Annotated in this window: 21 protein-coding genes and 1 tRNA gene; 10 read left to right on the plus strand and 12 right to left on the minus strand. The window is 57.8% G+C overall.

Translation table 11 applies throughout. The features are described 5' to 3' along the window. Positions 1–28: 28 nt before the first annotated feature. Genes D3P04_RS04635 through D3P04_RS04655 form a run of 5 tightly spaced genes read left to right on the plus strand, consistent with a single transcriptional unit; the run spans position 29 to position 4,502 of the window. Positions 29–1,063: an ABC transporter permease gene (locus D3P04_RS04635; protein WP_119746391.1), complete on the plus strand. Its 1,035-nt coding sequence runs from the start codon at positions 29–31 to the stop codon at positions 1,061–1,063. Beyond that, on the plus strand, positions 1,060–1,986 hold the full coding sequence (gene nikC / locus D3P04_RS04640) for a nickel transporter permease (protein WP_119746393.1): 927 nt from the start codon (positions 1,060–1,062) through the stop codon (positions 1,984–1,986). Before D3P04_RS04635 ends, nikC begins: the two co-directional genes overlap by 4 nt. Next, positions 1,983–2,846, plus strand: coding sequence for an ABC transporter ATP-binding protein (locus tag D3P04_RS04645; RefSeq protein WP_119746395.1), 864 nt, complete (start codon positions 1,983–1,985; stop codon positions 2,844–2,846). Before nikC ends, D3P04_RS04645 begins: the two co-directional genes overlap by 4 nt. Positions 2,847–2,890: 44 nt before the next feature. After that, positions 2,891–3,628 (plus strand): ABC transporter ATP-binding protein, encoded by a 738-nt coding sequence (locus D3P04_RS04650; protein WP_119746396.1) that lies wholly within the window; start codon positions 2,891–2,893, stop codon positions 3,626–3,628. Between the two features lie 22 nt (positions 3,629–3,650). Then, positions 3,651–4,502 (plus strand): hypothetical protein, encoded by an 852-nt coding sequence (locus D3P04_RS04655; RefSeq protein WP_119746398.1) that lies wholly within the window; start codon positions 3,651–3,653, stop codon positions 4,500–4,502. 66 nt (positions 4,503–4,568) lie between these two features. On the opposite strand, the gene D3P04_RS04660 is transcribed toward D3P04_RS04655, so the two are convergent. After that, positions 4,569–6,029 (minus strand): glycosyltransferase, encoded by a 1,461-nt coding sequence (locus D3P04_RS04660; protein ID WP_119746400.1) that lies wholly within the window; start codon positions 6,027–6,029, stop codon positions 4,569–4,571. A 629-nt stretch (positions 6,030–6,658) separates the two neighbouring features. On the opposite strand from D3P04_RS04660, the gene D3P04_RS04670 reads away from it, so the two are divergent. The 3 genes from D3P04_RS04670 (at position 6,659) to D3P04_RS04675 (ending at position 7,671) form a co-directional block, all read left to right on the plus strand. Then, on the plus strand, positions 6,659–7,036 hold the full coding sequence (locus tag D3P04_RS04670; RefSeq protein ID WP_220475269.1) for an Arm DNA-binding domain-containing protein: 378 nt from the start codon (positions 6,659–6,661) through the stop codon (positions 7,034–7,036). A gap of 19 nt (positions 7,037–7,055) precedes the next feature. Further along, positions 7,056–7,220, plus strand: coding sequence for a hypothetical protein (locus tag D3P04_RS23260; protein WP_182912730.1), 165 nt, complete (start codon positions 7,056–7,058; stop codon positions 7,218–7,220). Positions 7,221–7,332: 112 nt separating this feature from the next. Continuing rightward, the gene (locus D3P04_RS04675; RefSeq protein WP_119746404.1) at positions 7,333–7,671 is read left to right on the plus strand and encodes a carboxymuconolactone decarboxylase family protein; all 339 of its coding nucleotides are present in this window, start codon (positions 7,333–7,335) and stop codon (positions 7,669–7,671) included. Between the two features lie 142 nt (positions 7,672–7,813). Here D3P04_RS04675 and D3P04_RS04680 read toward each other — a convergent pair. Further along, positions 7,814–7,888, minus strand: a tRNA-Asn gene (locus D3P04_RS04680). 58 nt (positions 7,889–7,946) lie between these two features. Then, positions 7,947–8,810: an MBL fold metallo-hydrolase gene (locus tag D3P04_RS04685; protein ID WP_119746406.1), complete on the minus strand. Its 864-nt coding sequence runs from the start codon at positions 8,808–8,810 to the stop codon at positions 7,947–7,949. Between the two features lie 34 nt (positions 8,811–8,844). On the opposite strand from D3P04_RS04685, the gene D3P04_RS04690 reads away from it, so the two are divergent. After that, positions 8,845–10,197, plus strand: coding sequence for an ATP-binding protein (locus D3P04_RS04690; RefSeq protein ID WP_119746408.1), 1,353 nt, complete (start codon positions 8,845–8,847; stop codon positions 10,195–10,197). A 27-nt stretch (positions 10,198–10,224) separates the two neighbouring features. Here D3P04_RS04690 and D3P04_RS04695 read toward each other — a convergent pair whose 3' ends face one another. The 3 genes from D3P04_RS04695 to D3P04_RS04705 form a co-directional block, all read right to left on the minus strand. After that, complete coding sequence (locus tag D3P04_RS04695) at positions 10,225–10,989, minus strand: ATP-binding cassette domain-containing protein (RefSeq protein WP_119746410.1); 765 nt, start codon at positions 10,987–10,989, stop codon at positions 10,225–10,227. Further along, complete coding sequence (locus D3P04_RS04700) at positions 10,989–12,056, minus strand: ABC transporter permease (protein WP_119746412.1); 1,068 nt, start codon at positions 12,054–12,056, stop codon at positions 10,989–10,991. Before D3P04_RS04700 ends, D3P04_RS04695 begins: the two co-directional genes overlap by 1 nt. A gap of 96 nt (positions 12,057–12,152) precedes the next feature. Next, positions 12,153–13,157, minus strand: a complete 1,005-nt coding sequence (locus tag D3P04_RS04705; RefSeq protein WP_408634355.1) for a sugar ABC transporter substrate-binding protein — start codon at positions 13,155–13,157, stop codon at positions 12,153–12,155. A 143-nt stretch (positions 13,158–13,300) separates the two neighbouring features. Here D3P04_RS04705 and D3P04_RS04710 point away from each other — a divergent pair, with 143 nt between their 5' ends. Beyond that, entirely contained in the window at positions 13,301–14,413 is a 1,113-nt protein-coding gene (locus D3P04_RS04710) for an ROK family transcriptional regulator (RefSeq protein WP_119746414.1), read from the plus strand. A 71-nt stretch (positions 14,414–14,484) separates the two neighbouring features. Here D3P04_RS04710 and mnhG read toward each other — a convergent pair whose 3' ends face one another. From mnhG to D3P04_RS04740, 6 genes are read right to left on the minus strand one after another with little or no spacing between them, the layout of a single operon-like run. After that, entirely contained in the window at positions 14,485–14,877 is a 393-nt protein-coding gene (mnhG, locus tag D3P04_RS04715; protein ID WP_119746416.1) for a monovalent cation/H(+) antiporter subunit G, read from the minus strand. Continuing rightward, on the minus strand, positions 14,874–15,155 hold the full coding sequence (locus D3P04_RS04720) for a K+/H+ antiporter subunit F (protein WP_119746418.1): 282 nt from the start codon (positions 15,153–15,155) through the stop codon (positions 14,874–14,876). The genes mnhG and D3P04_RS04720 overlap by 4 nt, the downstream gene beginning before the upstream one ends. Beyond that, the gene (locus D3P04_RS04725) at positions 15,152–15,637 is read right to left on the minus strand and encodes a Na+/H+ antiporter subunit E (RefSeq protein WP_119746420.1); all 486 of its coding nucleotides are present in this window, start codon (positions 15,635–15,637) and stop codon (positions 15,152–15,154) included. The genes D3P04_RS04720 and D3P04_RS04725 overlap by 4 nt, the downstream gene beginning before the upstream one ends. Further along, on the minus strand, positions 15,634–17,274 hold the full coding sequence (locus D3P04_RS04730; protein ID WP_119746422.1) for a monovalent cation/H+ antiporter subunit D: 1,641 nt from the start codon (positions 17,272–17,274) through the stop codon (positions 15,634–15,636). Before D3P04_RS04730 ends, D3P04_RS04725 begins: the two co-directional genes overlap by 4 nt. Further along, positions 17,271–17,618 carry a Na+/H+ antiporter subunit C gene (locus D3P04_RS04735; protein ID WP_119746424.1) on the minus strand — a complete coding sequence of 116 codons (348 nt, stop codon included), beginning with the start codon at positions 17,616–17,618 and terminating at the stop codon, positions 17,271–17,273. The genes D3P04_RS04730 and D3P04_RS04735 overlap by 4 nt, the downstream gene beginning before the upstream one ends. Next, positions 17,609–20,518: a monovalent cation/H+ antiporter subunit A gene (locus D3P04_RS04740; RefSeq protein WP_119746535.1), complete on the minus strand. Its 2,910-nt coding sequence runs from the start codon at positions 20,516–20,518 to the stop codon at positions 17,609–17,611. Before D3P04_RS04740 ends, D3P04_RS04735 begins: the two co-directional genes overlap by 10 nt. Between the last annotated feature and the right edge of the window lie 21 nt (positions 20,519–20,539).

The raw sequence follows: 20,539 nt of genomic DNA on the forward strand, positions 1-20,539 counted from the left end.
GACCAATACAGAAACGGGCGGGAAGCGTATGGCCCGCCCGGTCTCTGCCCGCAATCGTCGCATCCGCCGGGTCGCGGGCACAGCCCTGTCGCTTGCTCTGACGCTATTGGGCCTGCTGCTGGTGACCTTCATCATCGGACGGGTCATGCCGATCGACCCGGTCCTGAAGGTCGTGGGCGATCGCGCCTCGCAGGCGCAATATGACGCGGTCTATCAGGCCATGGGACTGGATCAGCCGCTGGCGGTGCAGTTCCTGCGCTATATCGGCGAAGTGCTGACCGGCGATTTCGGGCGTTCCATTTCGACTGGCCAGCCGGTGATCCAGGATATCAAGCGGGTTTTCCCAGCAACATTGGAGCTGGCGGCGCTGGGCACGTTTATCGGCGTCAGCATCGGCGTGCCGCTGGGCGTGATCGCGGCGGCGCGGCGCGGCGGCTGGATCGATCAGATCGCGCGGGTCGTGGCGCTTGTCGGGTATTCCATGCCGATTTTCTGGCTGGGGCTGATGGGGCTTCTGGTATTCTACGGCATCCTCGGCTGGGTCGGAGGACCGGGCCGGCAGGGCATCATCTATGACGGAATGGTTCCTCAGGTGACCGGGATGATCCTTGTCGATTCGCTGATCGCGGGCGACTGGGGGGCGTTCAGGGATGCATTCAGCCATATCATTCTGCCTGCCAGCCTGCTGGGATATTACAGTCTTGCCTATATCAGCCGCATGACCCGCAGTTTCATGCTGGAACAGCTTTCGGCGGAATATATCACCACGGCTCGCGTCAAGGGAATGTCCGAGCGCGCGGTGGTCTGGCGTCATGCCTTCCGCAATATCTCGATTCCGCTGGTAACGGTGATCGCGCTCAGCTTCGGATCGTTGCTCGAGGGATCGGTGCTGACCGAAATCATCTTCAGCTGGCCGGGTCTGGGGCAATATATCACCAATACCCTGCTGGCCGGAGATATGAACGCGGTGCTGGGCGGCACGGTCGTTGTTGGTGTCTGCTTTATCGGGCTGAATCTTCTCAGCGATATTCTTTATCGTGTGCTGGATCCGAGGTCGAAATGAGCGAAACCGAACTTTCCCGCCCGATCTCCCGCCGCGAATGGCTTTTGTCAGATGCTCCGCAAAGCCGCCGGCAGGCGCAGCTTGGCGCGCTTTATCAGGGATGGCTGACATTCCGGGCGAACAAGCTGGCCATGTTCGGACTGATCATCCTGATCCTGCTGTTCGGCATGGCGATATTCGCGCCGTGGCTCGCGCCGCAAAGCCCGTTCTCGCAGAACCTTGCTGACCGGCTGCAACCGCCCTCTGCTGAACATTGGCTGGGCACCGATTCCTTTGGCCGCGATATCCTGTCGCGCCTGATTCACGGCTCTCGTATTACGTTGTTCATCGTAGGAACCGTGGCCCTGATCGCGCCGGTGGCGGGTCTGCTGATCGGGACTGTTGCAGGATTCGCTGGCGGATGGGTCGATCAGGTGCTGATGCGGATCACCGATATCTTTCTGGCTTTCCCCAAACTGATCCTGGCGCTGGCGTTCGTAGCTGCATTGGGCGCGAGTATCGGCAATGCCGTGCTCGCCCTGGCCCTGACGGCATGGCCACCCTATGCCCGCCTTGCCCGTGCCGAAACGCTGACAATCCGCAATGCCGATTACATCGCTGCCGCGCGATTGCAGGGCGCGGGACCGACGCGGCTGCTGATCCGGCATATCTGGCCACTTTGCGTCAGTTCGCTGATCGTGCGCGTGGCCCTTGATATGGCGGGCATTATCCTGTCGGCGGCAGGGCTGGGCTTTCTGGGCCTTGGCGCGCAGCCGCCCATGCCCGAATGGGGCGCGATGATCTCGGATGGCAGGATCTATATCCTCGATTATTGGTGGGTGGCCGCGATGCCCGGCCTTGCGATCTTCATCGTCAGCCTTGCATTCAATCTGCTGGGTGACGGGCTGCGCGATGTACTGGATCCGAAAGGAGCCAAGGAATGAGCACGCCTCTGCTCTCCGTCAAGAACCTGTGCGTCACCTTTGCCAGTCGTCGCGGCGATTTTCAGGCCGTCCGCGGCGTCAGCTTTGAGCTTGGCCGTGAAAGGCTGGGGGTGGTTGGCGAATCCGGCTCGGGGAAATCCATGACCGGCCGCGCCATCCTTGGCCTCGTCCGTCCGCCGGGCCGGGTCACCGCCGACCGGATGGAGCTCGAGGGGCAGTCGATCCTGAACCTGCCGGAACGCCGGATGCGCAAACTGCGTGGCAGCCGGATCAGCATGGTGATGCAGGATCCGAAATTCAGCCTGAATCCGGTCATGACGGTCGGCGATCAGATCATGGAGTCCTACCGGCTCCATGCGGGCGGTGGCCGGGCTGCCGCACGCAAGAAGGCGCTCGAGATGCTGAATGCGGTCCGGATCCGCGACCCCGAGCGGGTCATGGACACCTATCCGCACGAGGTTTCGGGCGGGATGGGGCAGCGGATCATGATTGCCATGATGCTTGCGCCGGACCCGCAGATCCTGATCGCGGACGAGCCCACCTCGGCGCTTGACGTTTCGGTCAGGGGCGAGGTGCTCAATATCATGGACGGGCTGGTGCGCGACCGCGGGATGGGGCTGATTTTTATCAGCCACGATCTGAATCTGGTCGCAAGATTCTGCGACCGGGTGCTGATCATGTATGCAGGCCGCGTTGTCGAAAGCCTGCCCGCGCGTGACCTCCATAATGCCCGCCATCCATATACGCAGGGCTTGTTGCGCAGCCAGCCGCGCCTTGACACGCCAGTCGAGCGCCTTCCGGTCCTGCAACGCGAAGAAAGCTGGCGCAGCGGTGAGCTCGATCCGTTGCCTGAGACATAAGATGTGTTTTCCATATACAATATCTATAGACGACAGGACTGCCCATGCTGAATGTTTCCGATCTTGATGTCTGGTTCGGCGATCCACCTGACCGTGTGGATGCCGTCAGAGGGGCTGCCTTCTCCGTGGCCCAGGGGGAAAGCTTCGGTTTGGTGGGCGAGTCGGGTTCGGGAAAATCCACCATTCTAAGGGCGATTGCCGGCCTGATCGACAGCTGGTCCGGGCAAATCGAGGTTGACGGCAGGCAGATCGAAGGCGCGCGCCGCGACAGGGGATTCTACAAGACCGTGCAGATGGTATTTCAGGATCCGTATGCCAGTCTGCATCCTCGCCATTCTGTCGACGCGGTGCTGTCCGAAGCGCTTCGGCTACAGGGGATGGGCGATATCGACCGGCGCATCACCCGGTTGCTGGAAGATGTCGGGCTGGGAAAGGGGTTCCGTTTCCGCTATCCGCATCAATTATCGGGCGGCCAGCGTCAACGCGTCGCCATTGCCCGGGCGCTTGCCGCCGAACCGCGCCTGCTGCTGCTGGATGAGCCGACCAGTGCGCTGGATGTCAGCGTACAGGCGGAAATCCTGAACCTGCTGAAGGAATTACGGGAAGAGCACGGGCTGACCTATGTAATGGTCAGTCACGATCTCGCGGTGGTCGGGCATATCTGCGACCGGCTGGCGGTAATGCAACAGGGAGAGATCGTCGAAATCATGTCCGTGGACGCCCTGCGCCGGGGCGCGGGGGAACAGGATTACACCCGACACCTGATCGCTGCCTCGCAGTGATGGCGAATGAAAGGCAGAATATATGCAACAGTGCGCGAGGCATAGTGGGCTGAAATTCCTGTGTTTCCTGATGATTTGTTTTTTCCCGATCGCCTCGTTTCCTGCCCGCGCGGAAATAGCCCGCACCCCGCTGCTTGAATTTTTCGAAAGACAGGGCTGCACGATCGGTCCCGAAAGCAGGCAGGCCGCGCGTGATGCAGGTTTTGCCGCCGAAGAGATAGACGAACTTGCTGCCGCTGCCCTTATGCAGGATCAGGCCAGTCAGGAAGGGTCATGGCTGGTGCTGTCATCCGGAATATGCAGAATCCGGCCGCCTGAGCTGACCAGCGCAGCAAGTTTGACCGATCCGGACGTAATCAGGCATTTCACCCGGAAAGACGAATATGCGAGTCAGGGTGAGCCGGGTTGTTTTCTGGTCGGGGATGCATTGCGCGAAGACTGGCAGCAAGCCCGCGGCTGGGATCCCGAGAAAGCCTATCAGGAATATATGAACCTGTTAGGCGCCTCTGTCATCTCGGGAGAGTTGTCGCTCTATTCCGACGATCCGATTCACACGCCGCCCGGGATCATCCTGATGACGGGAGACTGCGCCGATATTCCCGAGATGCCGGATATCAGACGCAGCCAAAGAGCGATGCTGGCATATTTCGACGAATTGGTACGCGAAAGCGCCGCGCGTGTAGATTGCGGCGAGACCGGAGAGTTCTTCAGTTACGAACTTCCTCAAATTGCAATGGATCTGTCCGATGGCAAGATTACGAATGCATTCATATTCATGGACATGATGTTCGTGACAATGGCGGCCGGCTGGACCGAAGGAAGCAGCCTGACCGAAAAAGGCAAAGCGCGCCCTCCACTTTGCCATCTGGAATGACAGGTCTGATTCTCGATGACATCCTTCCGAATATCTTGGTAATCCGACGGGGTTCCGGAAATTATGTCAGGCATTCGCCTTCTCGGCCGGGTGTGCGGGTCGATTGTTTTCGACCAGCTTTTCAACAAGGTTTTTGTAATTGTTAAGATAAGTCTGCCTTGTATACCGTTCCAGCCCGTCCGAGCAGGCTTTGGAGTATTTTTCCGGATCAAGCAATACCTTCCTTATTGCCTCTGCGATATCGTCTATTTTTCCCGGCTTGATCAGATATCCATTCGATCCCGGTTTGATCATTTCCTGAGGTCCGTATTTGACGTCATATGTAATAACCGGGCATGCGGCGGATAGTGATTCAAGGATGGAAAGCCCAAATCCTTCGGTCAGGGTGGGATATAGTGACGCCAAAGCGCCGTTGAATTCTGCCAAAGGCTCTTTTGTATAGCCCATCAGCTTGATCCTGTTTTGACATTTTAGACGCTTGATCAGTGCGGTCAGTTCTTTCCCGCCGCTTCCTTTCCCATATATCAGATAATCGACATCAGGAAATTCTTTCTTTATTTTCGCAAACGCCTGGATACATTCGTCAATCGGTTTCCCTGACAAATCAAGCCGGGATATCGTTACGATATTTTTCCTCTTCTGCGGTTTAACCGGCTTTGCCTCATAATAATGAGGTATAACGGCCACCTCTTGTGATGGCTTCAGGTCAAGCTCAATTTCCTTTTTATGCACATTGGTTGCGGTGATAATCGCTTGACCATCGAAATCATCGACGAATTTCTTGTAAACGGGAAGGAGAACGCCCTTTTGATCGCGATGTTCCGCATGCAGGAAAAGCGCCCGGGGGGTTTTTATGACATTCGACAGGTATGATCCTTTGATCCCATCCACAAATGTAACCGTATCCTGAAGCTCCACCATTTCTAGAAGATTCCGCGCCAGCGCCTTCTGCGTCCGGCAGAGCCGGCCGGTTATCAGGTTTTTCCCAACCAGATATTTGTCGTTCTTGGTTTTGAGCCAGCGAATTGGTCTGCTTTCCGCGTAATCAGTTGTTTCTGTCGTGCCATCTGAATTATTGACAATCTTGTTGATAATAAATCCATTTAAAAGGGTGAAATAAATCGTATTTTTACCATTTATAACCTTGCGATCCGTGATGATGCCAACAGGTGATTTCTTGTTGTCATCCTTCATGACAATTTTGCCATCACGTGAGTATACAATTTTGCTACCCTGTTTTTTTGCGTTATCAAAATCCGGAAACCCGTTGAATAATTTTACCCCCGTTGTGATGGCAACCGGGGCGCAAAGTTCCGGCAATGTGAAATGTTTAACCTCGGGCGCCAAGGTTCTTTCTTTTCTAAGGGCCTCTATATCAAGTTTTTGTTCTATAGAATGGGCGGTTGTCATCAGGATGGCCGAAAATCCATCCATTTCGGAAAACCCGTTCAATCTCTTGTAAATTGCTTTTACCTTCCCTCCGCCACGCAATAAAACCTCTTCCGTAATGCTGATGACTCTGATCATGATATGGCTCCGAAAGGTAATCAGGGTGATTGTGCCTTCGATATAGGTATATTTACTCGTGACTACTACCGGTTATGCGAAAATATCATCGCGACAAGCTGAATTTTGCTGTTCTATTATCCTGAAAGTTGCAAGCCAGCAATGGCTCTGACTCTGGGTTGTGCTACCGCTTTCACCATGCTGTGAAAATGCCAATGCCTGGATATGATCCGATAAGCCCCGCTTCTTCTGCCACCGCTATCTCCATCCGCGGCCCGGTCCGGATAATCGGGAAGCAGGGCTGCGCCAGAATCCGCTACGCATGCCAACTGCAAGTCATAGCTGAAACGGCCACTGCCTTGGTATATATCTAGGAAATGGTGAGCCCGACAGGATTCGAACCTGTGACCTCCTGATTGAAAGTCAGGAGGTGCTAGATTTCTTTGAGTTTCATTGCCTTTCGTATCATATTGAAAAATAAAGATTTATTTGCAAATCTCCTTTGGTTGCCCTGCAGGGGATTGCATATACGGTGGTAGCCCAGTGGTAGCCGGAAAGGATCGATTATGGCGGAAAAGATCAAGATTGCGAAACGCGCGGGTGATGCCCTTAAATCGGAAAATTCCCGCTATACCGCATGAGATAAGGACCTGTCGGGCTTCGGCGTCCGCGTTGGGCCGAATGGCGGGAAAAGCTATGTCATGAAATACCGGGTCGGCGGAGGGCGCGCTGGACGTATACGCTGGGGCGCTATCGGGCAGCACGGGGCTTTGACGCCGGATCAGGCACGCGACATTGCCCAGCGCTGGGCGGCTGTGATTGCGGCGGGAGGTGATCCGGCGGGTGAAAAGATTGAAAAGCGCAAAAGCCCGGCCGTTTCGGAACTGATGGGTCAGTATCTGGAAAGCCATGTTGCGGCCGCCAGCACCCCAGAGATCGGGCAGGTACTTTTGGCGATCGTAATTGACGGAACGGAGGGCTTGCAGGCCGAGACTCGCAAGGACGTCTACAGAAAGGATGTAGCATGACAACCAAGGGTGAGCTGCATTGGATGCCATGTACCTGCGCATAATGATTGATGCTGCCGATTTCATTGGTAATGAAAATGGCGGCGGCGGCGACCGGAAGCTGGGCAGCATGGTTACCGGCCTGATCCACATCGCGAGCAAGATGGCCGCACAGCTTGAGGATGGGTTGGACGACTTAACCTGACCCCGAGCGCCCCGGCTTCGGTCGGGGTGATTCAGTACGACTATGGTAGCATTGCTCGTGTTGGGCTTAGCCCACAGGCTACCCCGGCAAGATCGGTAACAGGAGAAACACAATGGATTGGAACGACAACAGAAGCCACTTGCTGCAAGGTGTCGGTAAACTGGCGGAGCTTTCACCAGATACCGTACAGGGGTATATGACTGCCAGCGGGGCAGGAAAGAAAACCGGCCATTTGGATGAGAAAACACGGCAACTGATCTCGCTGGCGGTCGCCGTGACAACCCGCTGTGACGGCTGCATTTCAGTGCATTCTAACGAGGCACTGAAAGCAGGAGCGACCCGAGAGGAAGTGTCGGAAGCTTTGGGAGTGGCCGTTGCGCTGAACGCTGGCGCGGCATTGGTTTACTCCACTCGCGCCCTGGAAGCCTTCGACAACGCGGATAAGAGCTGACATCGCATATCATGGGTGTGGGGACCACTCCTGGCTTCGGTTGGGAGTGATTCACCAGAGGGGCAGGTTAATTAGGGAATGTACCCGTTGTGCCCCGAAGCAAAAAGGGCTCAGCTATCTCTAGCTAAGCCCTTTTTTTGACTGGCTCCGGCGGTAGGGATCGAACCTACGACCAATTGATTAACAGTCAACTGCTCTACCGCTGAGCTACGCCGGAACACGAGGCGGGATATAGCAATCTGTTCCATGGTCGTCCAGAGGCAATACGACAATTTTCATACAGTCCGGAAAATCGTATCGGCGGTAAGATCGCCATCGTAAATCACCGCTCCCAGATCGGCGAGTGCGACCAGATGTGCAAGCACATTGCGGGTCGCGGCAGGAAGAAGCGTGGGGGCGATGTCATATATCCGCCGGGCAAGATCCTGAGCGGTTGCAGGGGATTGCGACAGGGCGTTCAGGATCTGGGCAGTGCGCAGCCGGCGATGGTCAGCCAGTTCCGATAATCTTTCGGCAGGCGATTCGACGGGTTTCCCATGTGCTGGCAGCAACCGTTTCGGCGCTGCCAGCCCGATCTTGTCAAGCGAGCGGAAATAATCCGCCAGATCGCCATCCGGGGGTGAAATCAGTGTCGAGGACCATTCCATCACGATATCGCCGCAGAACATCAGCTCTTCATACTGAAAACACAAATGATTTCCGCAATGACCCGGTGTGTGCAGGGCTCGAAGGGTCCAGTCGGGCGTCGATATTTCCTGACCGTCCTTCAGCTGGATATCGGGCCGGAAACTCGCATCCAGCCCTTCGCCTCCACCGACAAGGCCGGTCGCCGCCAGTTTCTGCATCGCGGGCGAGCGCCCGGATTCCATATCGCCGAATGCAAGCAGCGGCGCACCGGTCATGGCGGCAAGACGCGATGCGCCCGTACTGTGATCCTTGTGGCTGTGGGTCACAAAGATATGGCTGATTTTCCCGGCACCAGCCTGGAGGATCGCGTCGAGATGGCCTGAATCGTCAGGCCCGGGATCGATCACGGCGACATGGTCCGTACCGATCAGGAAACTATTGGTTCCCGGCCCGGTCAGGGGTGAGGGATTGGGCGCAAGAATGCAGCGCGGCTCTTTCGTTATAGCGGTCATCCGGTTAGCCTAGATTTTCGCAGGCAGGTTTACCATGGCAAATGAAACAGAACACGACTGGTTGAAACGCATGTTCCCGCGCGGTCTCTATGGCCGGGCCGCATTGATCCTGTTTCTGCCGATCGTGGTGGTGACGCTGGTGGTCAGCATCATGTTTCTTCAGCGTCATTTCGAGGACGTCGCCCAGCAGATGACCCGCAGCATGGCGCATGAGCTGGGCTTCGTCGCGACGCGGGTCGAGCGATCGGAGACCCCGCATGCCGCCTTGCTGGCGGCGCAGGCAGTTGTCGCGCCTTTGAGCCTGACGGTAGAGTTACCCGCTGCGGCTGCCGAACAAGACGCGCGCAAATTCTATGATTTTTCCGGTCGGGTCGTGATCCGCGAGTTGCGAGCCGGCCTGCCAAAGGTGACCGCCATCGATCTGGCGGCGGATAACAAGCGCGTCGCGGTTACGATGTCGGGTAAATTCGGACCTTACAATATTTCATTCGATCGCGAGCGGGTCAGTGCCTCGAACCCGCACCAGCTTCTGGTCCTGATGATTTTCACCTCTTTGCTGATGTCCGGCATCGCGACGATTTTCCTGCGCAACCAGCTTCGCCCGATACGCCGCCTTGCCCGGGTGGCCGAAGCCTATGGCCGGGGGCGGGTCGAGCCTTATCGTCCCGGCGGCGCTATCGAAATCCGCAGCGCAGGCACGGCATTCCTTGATATGCGCAGCAGGCTTGAGAGGCAAAATGAACAGCGCAAGATGATGCTGTCAGGTATCAGTCATGACCTGCGCACGCCTTTGACGCGTTTGCGGCTGGGGCTGTCCATGTTGTCGCCGGGGATGGCGTCGGAACCCGATGATATCACAGCAATGGAAAAGGACATCGCTGAGATGGATCGCATGTTGGATGCATTTCTGGATTATGCGCGGGACGATGCGCGGGAAAGCCCGGCAGAGGAGATCGATCCCTTTGAATTTTTGGGCGATATCGTGACGGCTGCGCAACGTGTTGGGCAGAATGTTCATCTGGCCGAATTTCAGGGGCGGTCGCAGCCGGTAAGCTGTCGTCCGGAAATGCTGCGGCGGGCGTTGGATAACCTTATCGGCAATGCCGTGCGCCATGGAACCAGCGTCGAGATCGATGCAGCGCTGGGGCCGCGCAGCCTGCGGATCGGGGTCGAGGATGACGGGCCGGGAATCCCGGAAGAGGACATGGAGACGGCGATGCGTCCTTTTACCCAGCTTGACAGTTCGCGGAACCGTAATAGCGGGCAGGGGGCCGGGCTTGGATTGGCGATCGCTGCGGATGTCGTTCGCAGTCATGGCGGGCAGCTACGTCTGAGCCGGGGTGAAAAGCTTGGCGGGTTGCGGGCAGAGATCGTTATCCCGCGGTAGCTTGCCGTCCGGAAGGTTTCCCGGATGTCACGCAGCTTCCGGCAGCTTTGCGCCGGTCATATAGGCGACCGCGTCGGACATGCTGTGGTCCTTGGGATTTATGACGCATAGTTTGCGGCCAAGCCGGTGGACATGGATCCGGTCCGCAACCTCGAAGACATGCGGCATGTTATGGCTGATCAGGATGATCGATACCCCGCGCGAACGCACATCCTGAATAAGCTCCAGAACCTTGCGGCTTTCCTTGACGCCCAGCGCCGCAGTGGGTTCGTCCAGAATGATGACTTTCGATCCGAATGCCGCCGCACGCGCGACCGCCACGCCCTGCCGCTGACCGCCCGAAAGCGATTCAACCGGCTGATTGATGTTCTGAATGGTCATCAGCCCCAGTTCCGACAATTTGTCGCGGGCGAATTTCTCCATCTTCGGGCGGTCGAGCTTGCGCAGATATTTTCCCATCAGACCCGGCATGCGGATTTCCCGGCCCATGAACATGTTGTCGGTGATCGATAAGGCGGGGGACATGGCCAATGTCTGGTAGACCGTTTCGATCCCGGCTTCGCGCGCGTCGATGGGCGATGCGAAGCGAACTCTCTTTCCCTCCAGCCAGACTTCGCCCTCATCGGGGGTGATCGCGCCACACAGGGCTTTGATGATACTTGATTTTCCTGCTCCATTATCGCCGATAACGGCCAGGATTTCACCCTTCATCAGATCGAAGTCGCTGTGATCGATCGCTGTGACCTTGCCATAGCGTTTGACGAGGTTCCTTCCCTTGAGAATGGGTTCCATCACATTGCCACCTTTCTGATCCACTGGTCTACGGAAACCGCCCCGATGATCAATATGCCGATCAGCAGATAGGTCCATTGGGCATCCGCGCCCGCCATGCGCAATCCAAGCTCGAACACGCCAACGATCAATGCGCCGAAAAATGCGCCAAGGATCGAGCCGCGTCCGCCGAATAGCGAGATACCTCCGATCACCACGGCGGTGATAGACTGGATATTGCCCATCATTCCGGTCGTCGCGGAAGGTGAAATCGAACCGTAGCGGCCTATCATTGCCCAACCCGCCAGCCCGCAGATCAGACCAACCAGCATATAGACCGACATCAGCGTTCTGTGGACATTCACACCGGCCAGCTTTGCCGCCTCGGGATCGTCGCCAACCGCATAGACATGCCTTCCCCATGCGGTCGCGCGCAGGTAATAGGCCAGCGCCGCCACGATGACGACCATCATCACCACGCCAAGCGTCATGGTGGCGCCGCCAAGTTTGAACGTGTTGCCAAGGAATTGCAGGGATGGGGCGTTGGTTGCGATGTCCTGTGCGCGGATGGTTTCGTTAGCCGAATAAAGATAATTTGCTGCCAGCACGATCTGCCACATGCCAAGCGTCACGATGAACGGAGGCAGCTTGACCCGGCTGACCAGCCAGCCGCTGATCGCGCCGATGGCGGTGCCGATGCTCACGCCAAGCAATATCGAAATCGGGGCAGGGATCCCGTAGCGGAAGGTGAACTGCCCCATCAGTACCGAAGTAAAGACCGCAATCGCACCGACAGAAAGATCGATCCCGGCAGTCAGCACGACCAGCGATTGCGCCGCAGCCAGGACGCCAACGATCTGCACCTGCTGAAGGATCAGGGTAAGGGCATAGGCGGAAAAGAAATTGCTGCCGATCGCGATGCCGAAGATGATGATCGAGGCCACAAGCACGATCAGCGGCACCAGCGAGGGAGTCATATGCAGCATATGCTGAAAATGACCAAGGGCTCCTTTCCTGTGATCATCGAATTTCGCTATATCCTGTGATGCCGACGTGACGACGGATTCGTAATTGTCGCTATTGGACATAGACCTCTCCTTGGTCGAAGTGGCGGGCTTGCGGCGAATATCGCGGGAAAGAGGCGGTGCGCCGCCTCGAACCGTTATGATTGCTGCGTGACGGCATCAGCCCCAGCAAAGATCCTTGCCTTCGGTGACCGGGATCGAGTCAAGTCCCTCGACTGGGCTGTCGGTTACAAGCTTGACGCCGGTATCGAAGAAATTCTTGCCGTCGCTTGCCTCGGGCTTGGTGCCGTCATTCGCGAATGCCGCAATTGCTTCGATCCCTTTCGAGGCCATCAGCAGCGGATATTGCTGAGCAGTGGCACCGATGATTCCCGCTTCGACATTGGCGACGCCGGGGCAGCCGCCATCGACGGAAACGATGGTCACCTCACCTTCGCGCCCGACGGATTTCAACGCCTCATATGCGCCAGCGGCTGCCGGTTCGTTGACCGTATAGACCAGATCGATAAAGGGCTCCTGGGCGAGCAGATTCTCCAGTGCCTTGCGGCCGCCTTCCTCGTTGCCCTGCGTGACGTCGTGTCCGACGATGCGCGGATCCTCTTCGTCGCCCCATTTATTAGGATCGCCGACATCGATTCCGAAACCGGTCAGGAATCCCTGATTCCTCAGCACATCGACACTGGGTTGCGAGATATCGATATTCAGCATGGCGATCTTGGCATCCTCGGCCTTGTCGCCCAGGCTTTCCTTGGCCCATTTTCCGATCATTTCGCCGGCAAGGAAATTATCCGTGGCAAATGTCATATCCGCCGCGTCCACCGGATCAAGCGGGGTGTCGAGCGCAATGACCAGCAGCCCCGCGTCACGCGCCTGCTGGACCGGCCCGACAATGGCAGAGCTGTTGGACGGGGTGATCAGGATGCCCTTCGCGCCATTGGCGATGCAGGTTTCGATGGCCGCGACCTGGGTTTCATTGTCGCCATCAATCCTGCCCGCGAAATTGCTGAGTTCGACCCCCAGTTCCTTGGCTTTCTCGGTCGCACCCTCGCGCATCTTCACGAAGAACGGGTTCGTGTCGGTCTTGGTGATCAGGCATGCCTTTACCGGCTCCTGAGCCATGGCAAGGCCCGTTCCGGCCGCAAGAACGGAAGCGGCGACGGTCATGCGCAGCATGGCGGTTCTGTACATCTGTAACTCTCCTCCTATACGCCCGGGCGGTCATCCCGGCCTTCGTTATGTAGCCACCGCAAACAGGTGCTTGTCAATAACTCAATTTGATTTAATAATTGATTTGAGAGGAGCCCTCAATGTCACAAACCGGATCAAATAACGGCAATCTGAGCGAGAATGAAAAGGCGATCCTGTCGTTGATCCGCAAGAACGGGCCGATGCCGCGCACGGCCCTGGCGCATGCTGTCGGGGTTTCGGCACAGGCAATGACAAACCTTATCAAAAGATTGATAGATAAGAGATTTGTTAACGAACGGGAAGCCGTTCGCGGTAAGGTGGGTCAGCCGTCCACACCGTTGGAACTGAACCCTGAAGGCGCCTATTTTCTGGGGCTGAAGCTGGGTCGCCGTCTGATCGAACTGGCGCTCATGGATTTTTCGGGGCGGATCATCCTGCACCGACAGGAGGTACAGGGTATTCATCAGCCAGATAGAGTTATTGACTTCGCCCGGCGCGGAATCGAGACATTTCGTGCCAGTCTGCCGGAAACGGGACAGCAACGAATCGCCGGGCTTGGCATTGCGACCCCGTTCAGGCTTTGGGATTGGGGCGAAGACATGGCGGCATGGAAGGATTGCGATCTTCAGGGTGAACTGGCCCGTGATCTGCCATTTCCCGTCATCCTCGAAAATGACGCTACGACTGCCTGTGCGGCGGAACTGATCTTCGGGCGCAAGGATTTACCGGCGGATTTTCTGCATTTCTACATCGCGCATTTTCCGGGCGGTGGCATCGTTCTGGATGGCAATCTGCGTTTCGGCCCAAAACGGAACGCGGCGGCGGTTGGATCCATGTCGCTGCCGGGTGGCGGGCAACTGATAGACCACGCCGCCGTCGCCATTCTGGAGCGTCGCTTGGGGCGGTCCCTGCCGCCGGATGACGCGGGTTGGGATCCGCCTGAAAAGCTCGAGGCGGAATGGGCGGATCAGGCGGGCAGGGGACTGGCTCATGTTGCGCTTGCCGCCGTATCGCTTGTGGATTTGCCGCTGATTATCATCGATGGGGCGATCCCTGCGGCGACCCGGACAGGATTGGTCGAGGCGACAAGGCGGGCTTTGGCCGAACTTCCCACCGAGGGAATCGATCTGCCCGATGTGATAGCGGGCAGCCTTGGGCGCAGCGCCCGGGTGTTGGGGGCCGCTGCTCTGCCATTGTCGCATTTCTTTCAGGCCAATGGCCGATTGCTGTAAGGCGGTCCCCGATATGACGGCGCATCACCTTGCTCTGGCGGCGACCATTGCGTGATATCTGAACCCGATGTTTATTCGTCGGATTCCGAATTCTCGGCTGTTTCGGGTGATCGGCGTTGCCGCAACGACTCGGGAAGTTGGGCTGATCCTTCGCTCCGGTCCCGATGCAGCGCAGCGCGGCCCAGCAGCATCAGGGTGACCGGCGCAGTTATCAGGATGGCGAACGCAATCACCAGTTCATGCAGGATAATTCTTCCTTCCACCTGAGTGGCCAATAGCAGCGATCCCAGCACGATGCCGCCCATACCCCAGCTTGTGGCAAGCGTAGGCGCGTGAAGCCGGTCATAGAAATTGCCCAGTCGCAGAAAGCCGATTGCGCCGATCAGGGTCAGGGTCGCGCCAAGCATGACCAGAAACGCGATCGGCAGTGCCAGCCATAAGGGGATCGCAGCAAGCGGCGTCATTCGATCACCTCCCCGCGGAACAGGAATTTCGCCAGGGCGATCGATGAAACGAAACCCATCGCCGCCACGATCATTGCCGCTTCGAAAAAGAACATCGTGCCAAGCTGCATGCCCGTGACAAGAAACACCAGCATCACGATGATATAAAGCGCATCAAGAGCCAGAACACGATCCTGCGCACGTGGGCCGCGCAGGATGCGGACGCCCGCAACGCATGCGGCGAGGGATAAAACCAGCTGAGCATAACCCAGCGCGAAGGTCAGGATCGCTGCGCTCATTCGAAGAGCTCCTTGAGCAATGGTTCATAGGTATTGCAGATTATGTCCAGATATCGCTCATGTTCGGATGCATCGAAGATGTGCAGTGTCAGTGTCTCGGTCTCGCGCACATATTCAAGCCATGCGGTGCCGGGCGTTGCCGTCAGGATGATGGCGAGTGTCGAAAGCGCCGTTCTGCTTTGTATCGTCAGCGGGACCTCGATGAATTCCGATTTTCGGCCTGACCAGCCCTCGGTCAGAATTTGCCGGGTCACGGCGATGTTGGAACGGATGATATCGACGAAGAATATCGCGATCAGCCGGGGGATCACGCGCCAGCCTCGGAACTGCGGCGTTTCCGGCTGCAGCGCATGGGCAGCCTTTCCCGCGAGCAATGCAATTGCGCTGCCAAGGATGAAGTGACCCAGCGAGAAGCGCGTCAGCATCATCCACAGCAGAACGAGAAGAAACGAAAACAGGGGATAGACGAGAATTCGGCTCATGGCTGACCATCCGTTTTGGCAGAGGTGTTGGTGACAGCAGGACGGGCCGCGAAGACACCGTAGGCATAAGCGGATGTTTCATGAAGCGCCACAGCGGTGCCGGCAGTGTAGCGCAGAGTCGCCTCTGCCTTCACGGTCATCATGCAAAGCGCCGCAGCAAGCGCCAGCACTGGTGCAATTTCCAGAGCCATGAGTTGGGACGGGTTTTCTTCGTTGGTCCAGAAGGTCTGGATGCCGATCCGCACAAGGCCGATCAGTGCTGCGAGTCCCGATAGAAGCAAAAGCGCTATGCTGCCCCAGGCAATCGCCCCCCAGATGCCAGTGACTGCGATAAGCCCCTGAATCATGGCGACCTTGCCAATGAAACCGGGCAGCGGCGGTAACCCTGCCAAAAACAGGACTGCGACGATGAAACCGCCGGCCAGAAGCGGCAGCCCATAGCCGATGCGCGGCCCCTCGGTTACGGAATCGTCTTCGACCGGCTGCGCATCCATTCCATAGGCATCTGCGGTCAGAGCCAGAAGGGCGGCGATCCCACCATCCTTGCGTTCCATGGGTTCGACCAGAAGAAACAAGGCGCCGGTCGCCAATGTCGAGCCGATCATATAGTAAAGCGCTCCGGCCAGCATCGCTTCACCGCCGCCCAACAGGGCAAAGCCAATCACGATCAGCAGAGAACCTGATGAAATCAGCACGGTATTGGCGGCAATTCGTCCGATATTCTGCGCGGCAAGGATCCCAAGCAGCCCAAAGATCATCGTCGCCATTCCCAGCGCGATGAGGACCGAGGCGCCAAACCCCGCCGATGGTCCTCCGGTCGTTCCGAACATCAACAGCGAAAGGCGCAGGATGGCGTAGATGCCGACCTTGGTCATGATCGCGAACATGGCTCCGATCGGGGCAGCGGCCGCCATATATGTCGAGGGAAGCCAGAATGAAAGCGGCCAGCTGCCCGCCTTGACAAGAAAGGCCACACCCAGAATTGCGAAGGCGGCATGCAGAAGCGGCCGGTCAGCAGGCGCGACCTGGGATATCATATTCGCCAGATGAGCCATATTCAGCGTTCCGGTGACGCCGTAAATCAGGCTGACCCCGATCAGGAATAACAGTGAAGCGGTAAGGTTGATGGCGATATAATGGAAGCCCGCCCGCACCCGGACCTGGCCCGAACCGTGCAGCAACAGCCCGTAGGATGCGGCAAGAAGCACCTCGAAGAAAACGAAAAGATTGAACAGATCCCCGGTGAGGAAGGCGCCGTTCAGCCCTACAAGCAGGAATTGGAATAGCGAGTAGAAATATGTCCCCTGCCGGTGCCAGCCTGCGCGGGCATAGATAAGCGATACCGTTGCCAGAAACGCGGTAAGCACCAGCATCATGGCGGATAGCCGGTCAAGGACCAGCACGATCCCCATTGGCGCTTCCCAATTGCCAAGCAGATAGAAGGTGATACCTTCGCCACCGGTCTCTGCGCCGGTCTTGGCGCGGATGACCAGCTGAATCGCGATGAAAAGCTGTGCCAGAATCGACGAAAGGCTGATCCAGAATTTCACCACGCGCTGCCGGTCATCATAAAGAAGCATGAGCGCGCCGGCCACGAATGGAATCAGGATCGGTGCGATGATGAGATGCTGGTTCATGCCTCGCTCTTTTCCTTTCCGTTGACGTGATCGGTGCCTGTCAGGCCGCGCAGGCCGATCAGCACCACCAGAAACAGTGCCGTGGTCGCGAAGCTGATGACGATGGCGGTCAGCACCAGCGCCTGCGGAACCGGATCGGCGTAAAGCGTCGGATCGACAAAGCCTCCCTTGGGCATGATCGGCGGCGCGCCCGGTGTCAGCCTGCCCATTGAGAATATGAACAGATTGACTGCATAGGAAAGCAGGCACAGCCCGACGATGACCTGAAAGCTGCGCGGTCGCAGGATCAGCCAGATGCCCGATGCGGCAAGAACTCCGATGGCGCCGGAGAGGATCAGTTCCATACCGGAGTCTCCTTCTTCTTATTCGCTTCCTTGCTGGCTTCTTCCTCTTGTTCGCGCATCCGGGCGGCACGCAGCGACTGGTGCGCAATCGCGATCAGCATCAGCACTGTCGCGCCGACGACGAGCGCAAAGACCCCCAGATCGAAGATCAGTGCCGTCGCAAACGGCACGTCCCCGATAAGCGGCAAGGTAACGTAACGCGCATGGGCGGTCATGAACGGAAAGCCGAAGATCCAGGAGCCGATACCCGTGCCAACGGCAATCAGAAGTCCGATCCCCATCCAATGTATTGGCAGCACGGTCAGTCGTGCCTCGACCCATTTCACGTTGGTTGCAAGGTATTGAAGCAGGAATGCGATAGCCATGGTCACACCTGCAGCGAAACCGCCGCCGGGCAGATCATGGCCGCGGAAGAAGAAATAGGCCGATACGACGATCAGGATCGGGAACATCCAGATCATGATCGTGGACGGCACGAACAGGTAATCGTCCAGCCGGTTGGCGATATTGCCCGACTGCTGCTCGGGCGCATCTATGCTTTCGGAGGCAGGGCGGAAACGGCGTAGCAACGCGTAGACGGTAAGTCCCACGATCGCGAGAACCGTAATTTCGCCGAATGTGTCAAATGCGCGGAAATCGACAAGGATCACGTTGACGACATTGGTTCCTCCGCCGGAGTGATACGCATTGGCCAGAAACCAGTCGCCGACATTCGGAATCCGGGGCCGGGTCATGATTGCGTAAGCGATGGCCGTTATTCCCATTCCGCTGCAGATGGCGATGAATAGGTCTCGCCCGCGACGCACCCGTGCGGGCATGAGCGTATCGCGAAGGATTTCTTCCCGGCGATTGGGCAGCCAGCGCAGCCCCAGCAGCAGAAGCGTGGTCGTGATGATTTCGACCAGCAACTGCGTCACGGCCAGATCGGGAGCCGAGAACCACGCAAAGGTCAGACAGGTGACGACGCCTGCGCCGCCAAGCATGACCAGCGCGGCGAAACGGTGATATTTCGCCTGCCAGGCTGCACCGATGGCGCAGGCGCCTCCGACCAGCCACATAAGGGCGAAACCCGGAGACGGTGCCGTCTGGCGTAGCGTTTCGGCCAGATGGAAATTGCGCCATAATGACCCAAACGCGACGATGAATGCCACCAGAACGACAAGCCGCAATTGGGGTTGCAGGCTATCGGTTGAAAGCCAGCCCAGGGCGCGGCGGGGCCAGATCCATGTTCCCCTCAGCATGACCTGATCATAGAGTTTCTGGCCGCGCAGCCGGTGCAGCAGCGGTGGTCCCTCTGGCCCCGCGGCAATTCCGCGCGCCATGGTCGTATAAAGCAGGATCCCGACCCCGAACGCGACGAGGCTAAGCAGGAGAGGCGCATTGATGCCATGCCAGATGGCAATGTCGTAATAGGGCAGATCGTCGCCGAATACCGCCCGGGCGGCGGCATTGATTGACGGGCCAAGCGTCAGGGCTGGCAGGATCCCGACGAGCACGCAGATCAGCACCAGCAATTCAACGGGGCGGCGCATCCATGCGGCGGGCTCATGCGGTGATTTCGGCAGATCTTTGGCAAGAGGCCCGAAGAAAACCGACATGACGAAACGAAGTGAGTAGGCGACCGAGAAGGCGCTGGCGACGACCGCGATATAGGGCAGGCTGTCATCCAGCCATGTGCCGTTATGCCAGGCTACCGTTTCGGCAAGAAACAACTCCTTGGACAGGAAGCCATTCAGCAGCGGAACGCCCGCCATGGCCGCCGATGCGACGATTGCCAGTGACCCGGTGATGGGCATGACACGAAACAACCCGCCAAGCCTGCGCATGTCGCGGGTGCCTGTCTCATGGTCGATGATTCCCGCAACCATGAACAGGGAGGCCTTGAAGACAGCATGGTTGCAGATATGGAAGATCGCGGCTGTGATTGCGCCGGTGCTGCCGATCCCTGCCAGTGCCGTGATCAGTCCCAGATGACTGATGGTCGAATATGCCAGAAGGCCTTTCAGATCGTGGCGGAACAATGCGACCACCGCGCCCACGGTCATGGTCAGCATGCCGATGCCGGTGACGGCGAAGAACCACAGCTCGGTTCCGCCCAATACGGGGAAGAACCGCACAAGCAGGAAGATCCCGGCCTTGACCATGGTGGCGCTGTGCAGGAAGGCCGACACCGGTGTCGGCGCGGCCATGGCGCCGGGTAACCAGAAATGGAACGGTACCTGTGCGGATTTCGTGAATGCGCCGATCAGGAACAGGGCGAGGATGATCCCGTAATAGGGATGGGCCTGTATTTCGGGCCCTGCTTTCAGAACCTCATCCAGTTGATAGCTGCCTGCCACCTGACCGATCAGCAGCATCGCAAAAAGCAGACATACCCCCCCACTCGCGGTAAGGACCAAAGCCGTACGCGCGCCGTCCCGTGCTGCGGCGCTGCCATGCCAGAAGCCGATCAGCAGAAAGGACATGAGAGAGGTCAGTTCCCAGAACACCACCAGCATGATCAGGTTTCCGGACAACAGGATGCCCTGCATCGCTCCGGTGAATGTGAGAAGCAGGCCGAAGAAACGCGGAAGCCTGTCCTTGCCCTTCATGTAGAAACCGGCATAGACGACGATCAGCAGGCCGATGATCATGACCAGCGTCGCGAACAGCCAGACGAAGCCATCCACACGCAGCGACAGGGATAGCCCAAGTGTCGGGATCCAGTCTATATCGACAGTCAGCACATTATCCGAGGCAATTGATTTTGCCATCCCGGCAAGCAACCCCAACGATGCCAGCATGGTCAGGCCGGAAAACAGAGCCGCGCGCCGTTCGGCCTGTCGGGGAAGCGTTGTCAGCAGCAATGCGCCCGCGAATGGCGCGAGTGCGAGCAAAAGAAGAAGATTTTGTTCAACCATTGCGGCGGGGTTGTCCATTCC

The organism is Paracoccus onubensis (genome assembly GCF_003591515.1).
GTDB lineage: Bacteria > Pseudomonadota > Alphaproteobacteria > Rhodobacterales > Rhodobacteraceae > Paracoccus > Paracoccus onubensis.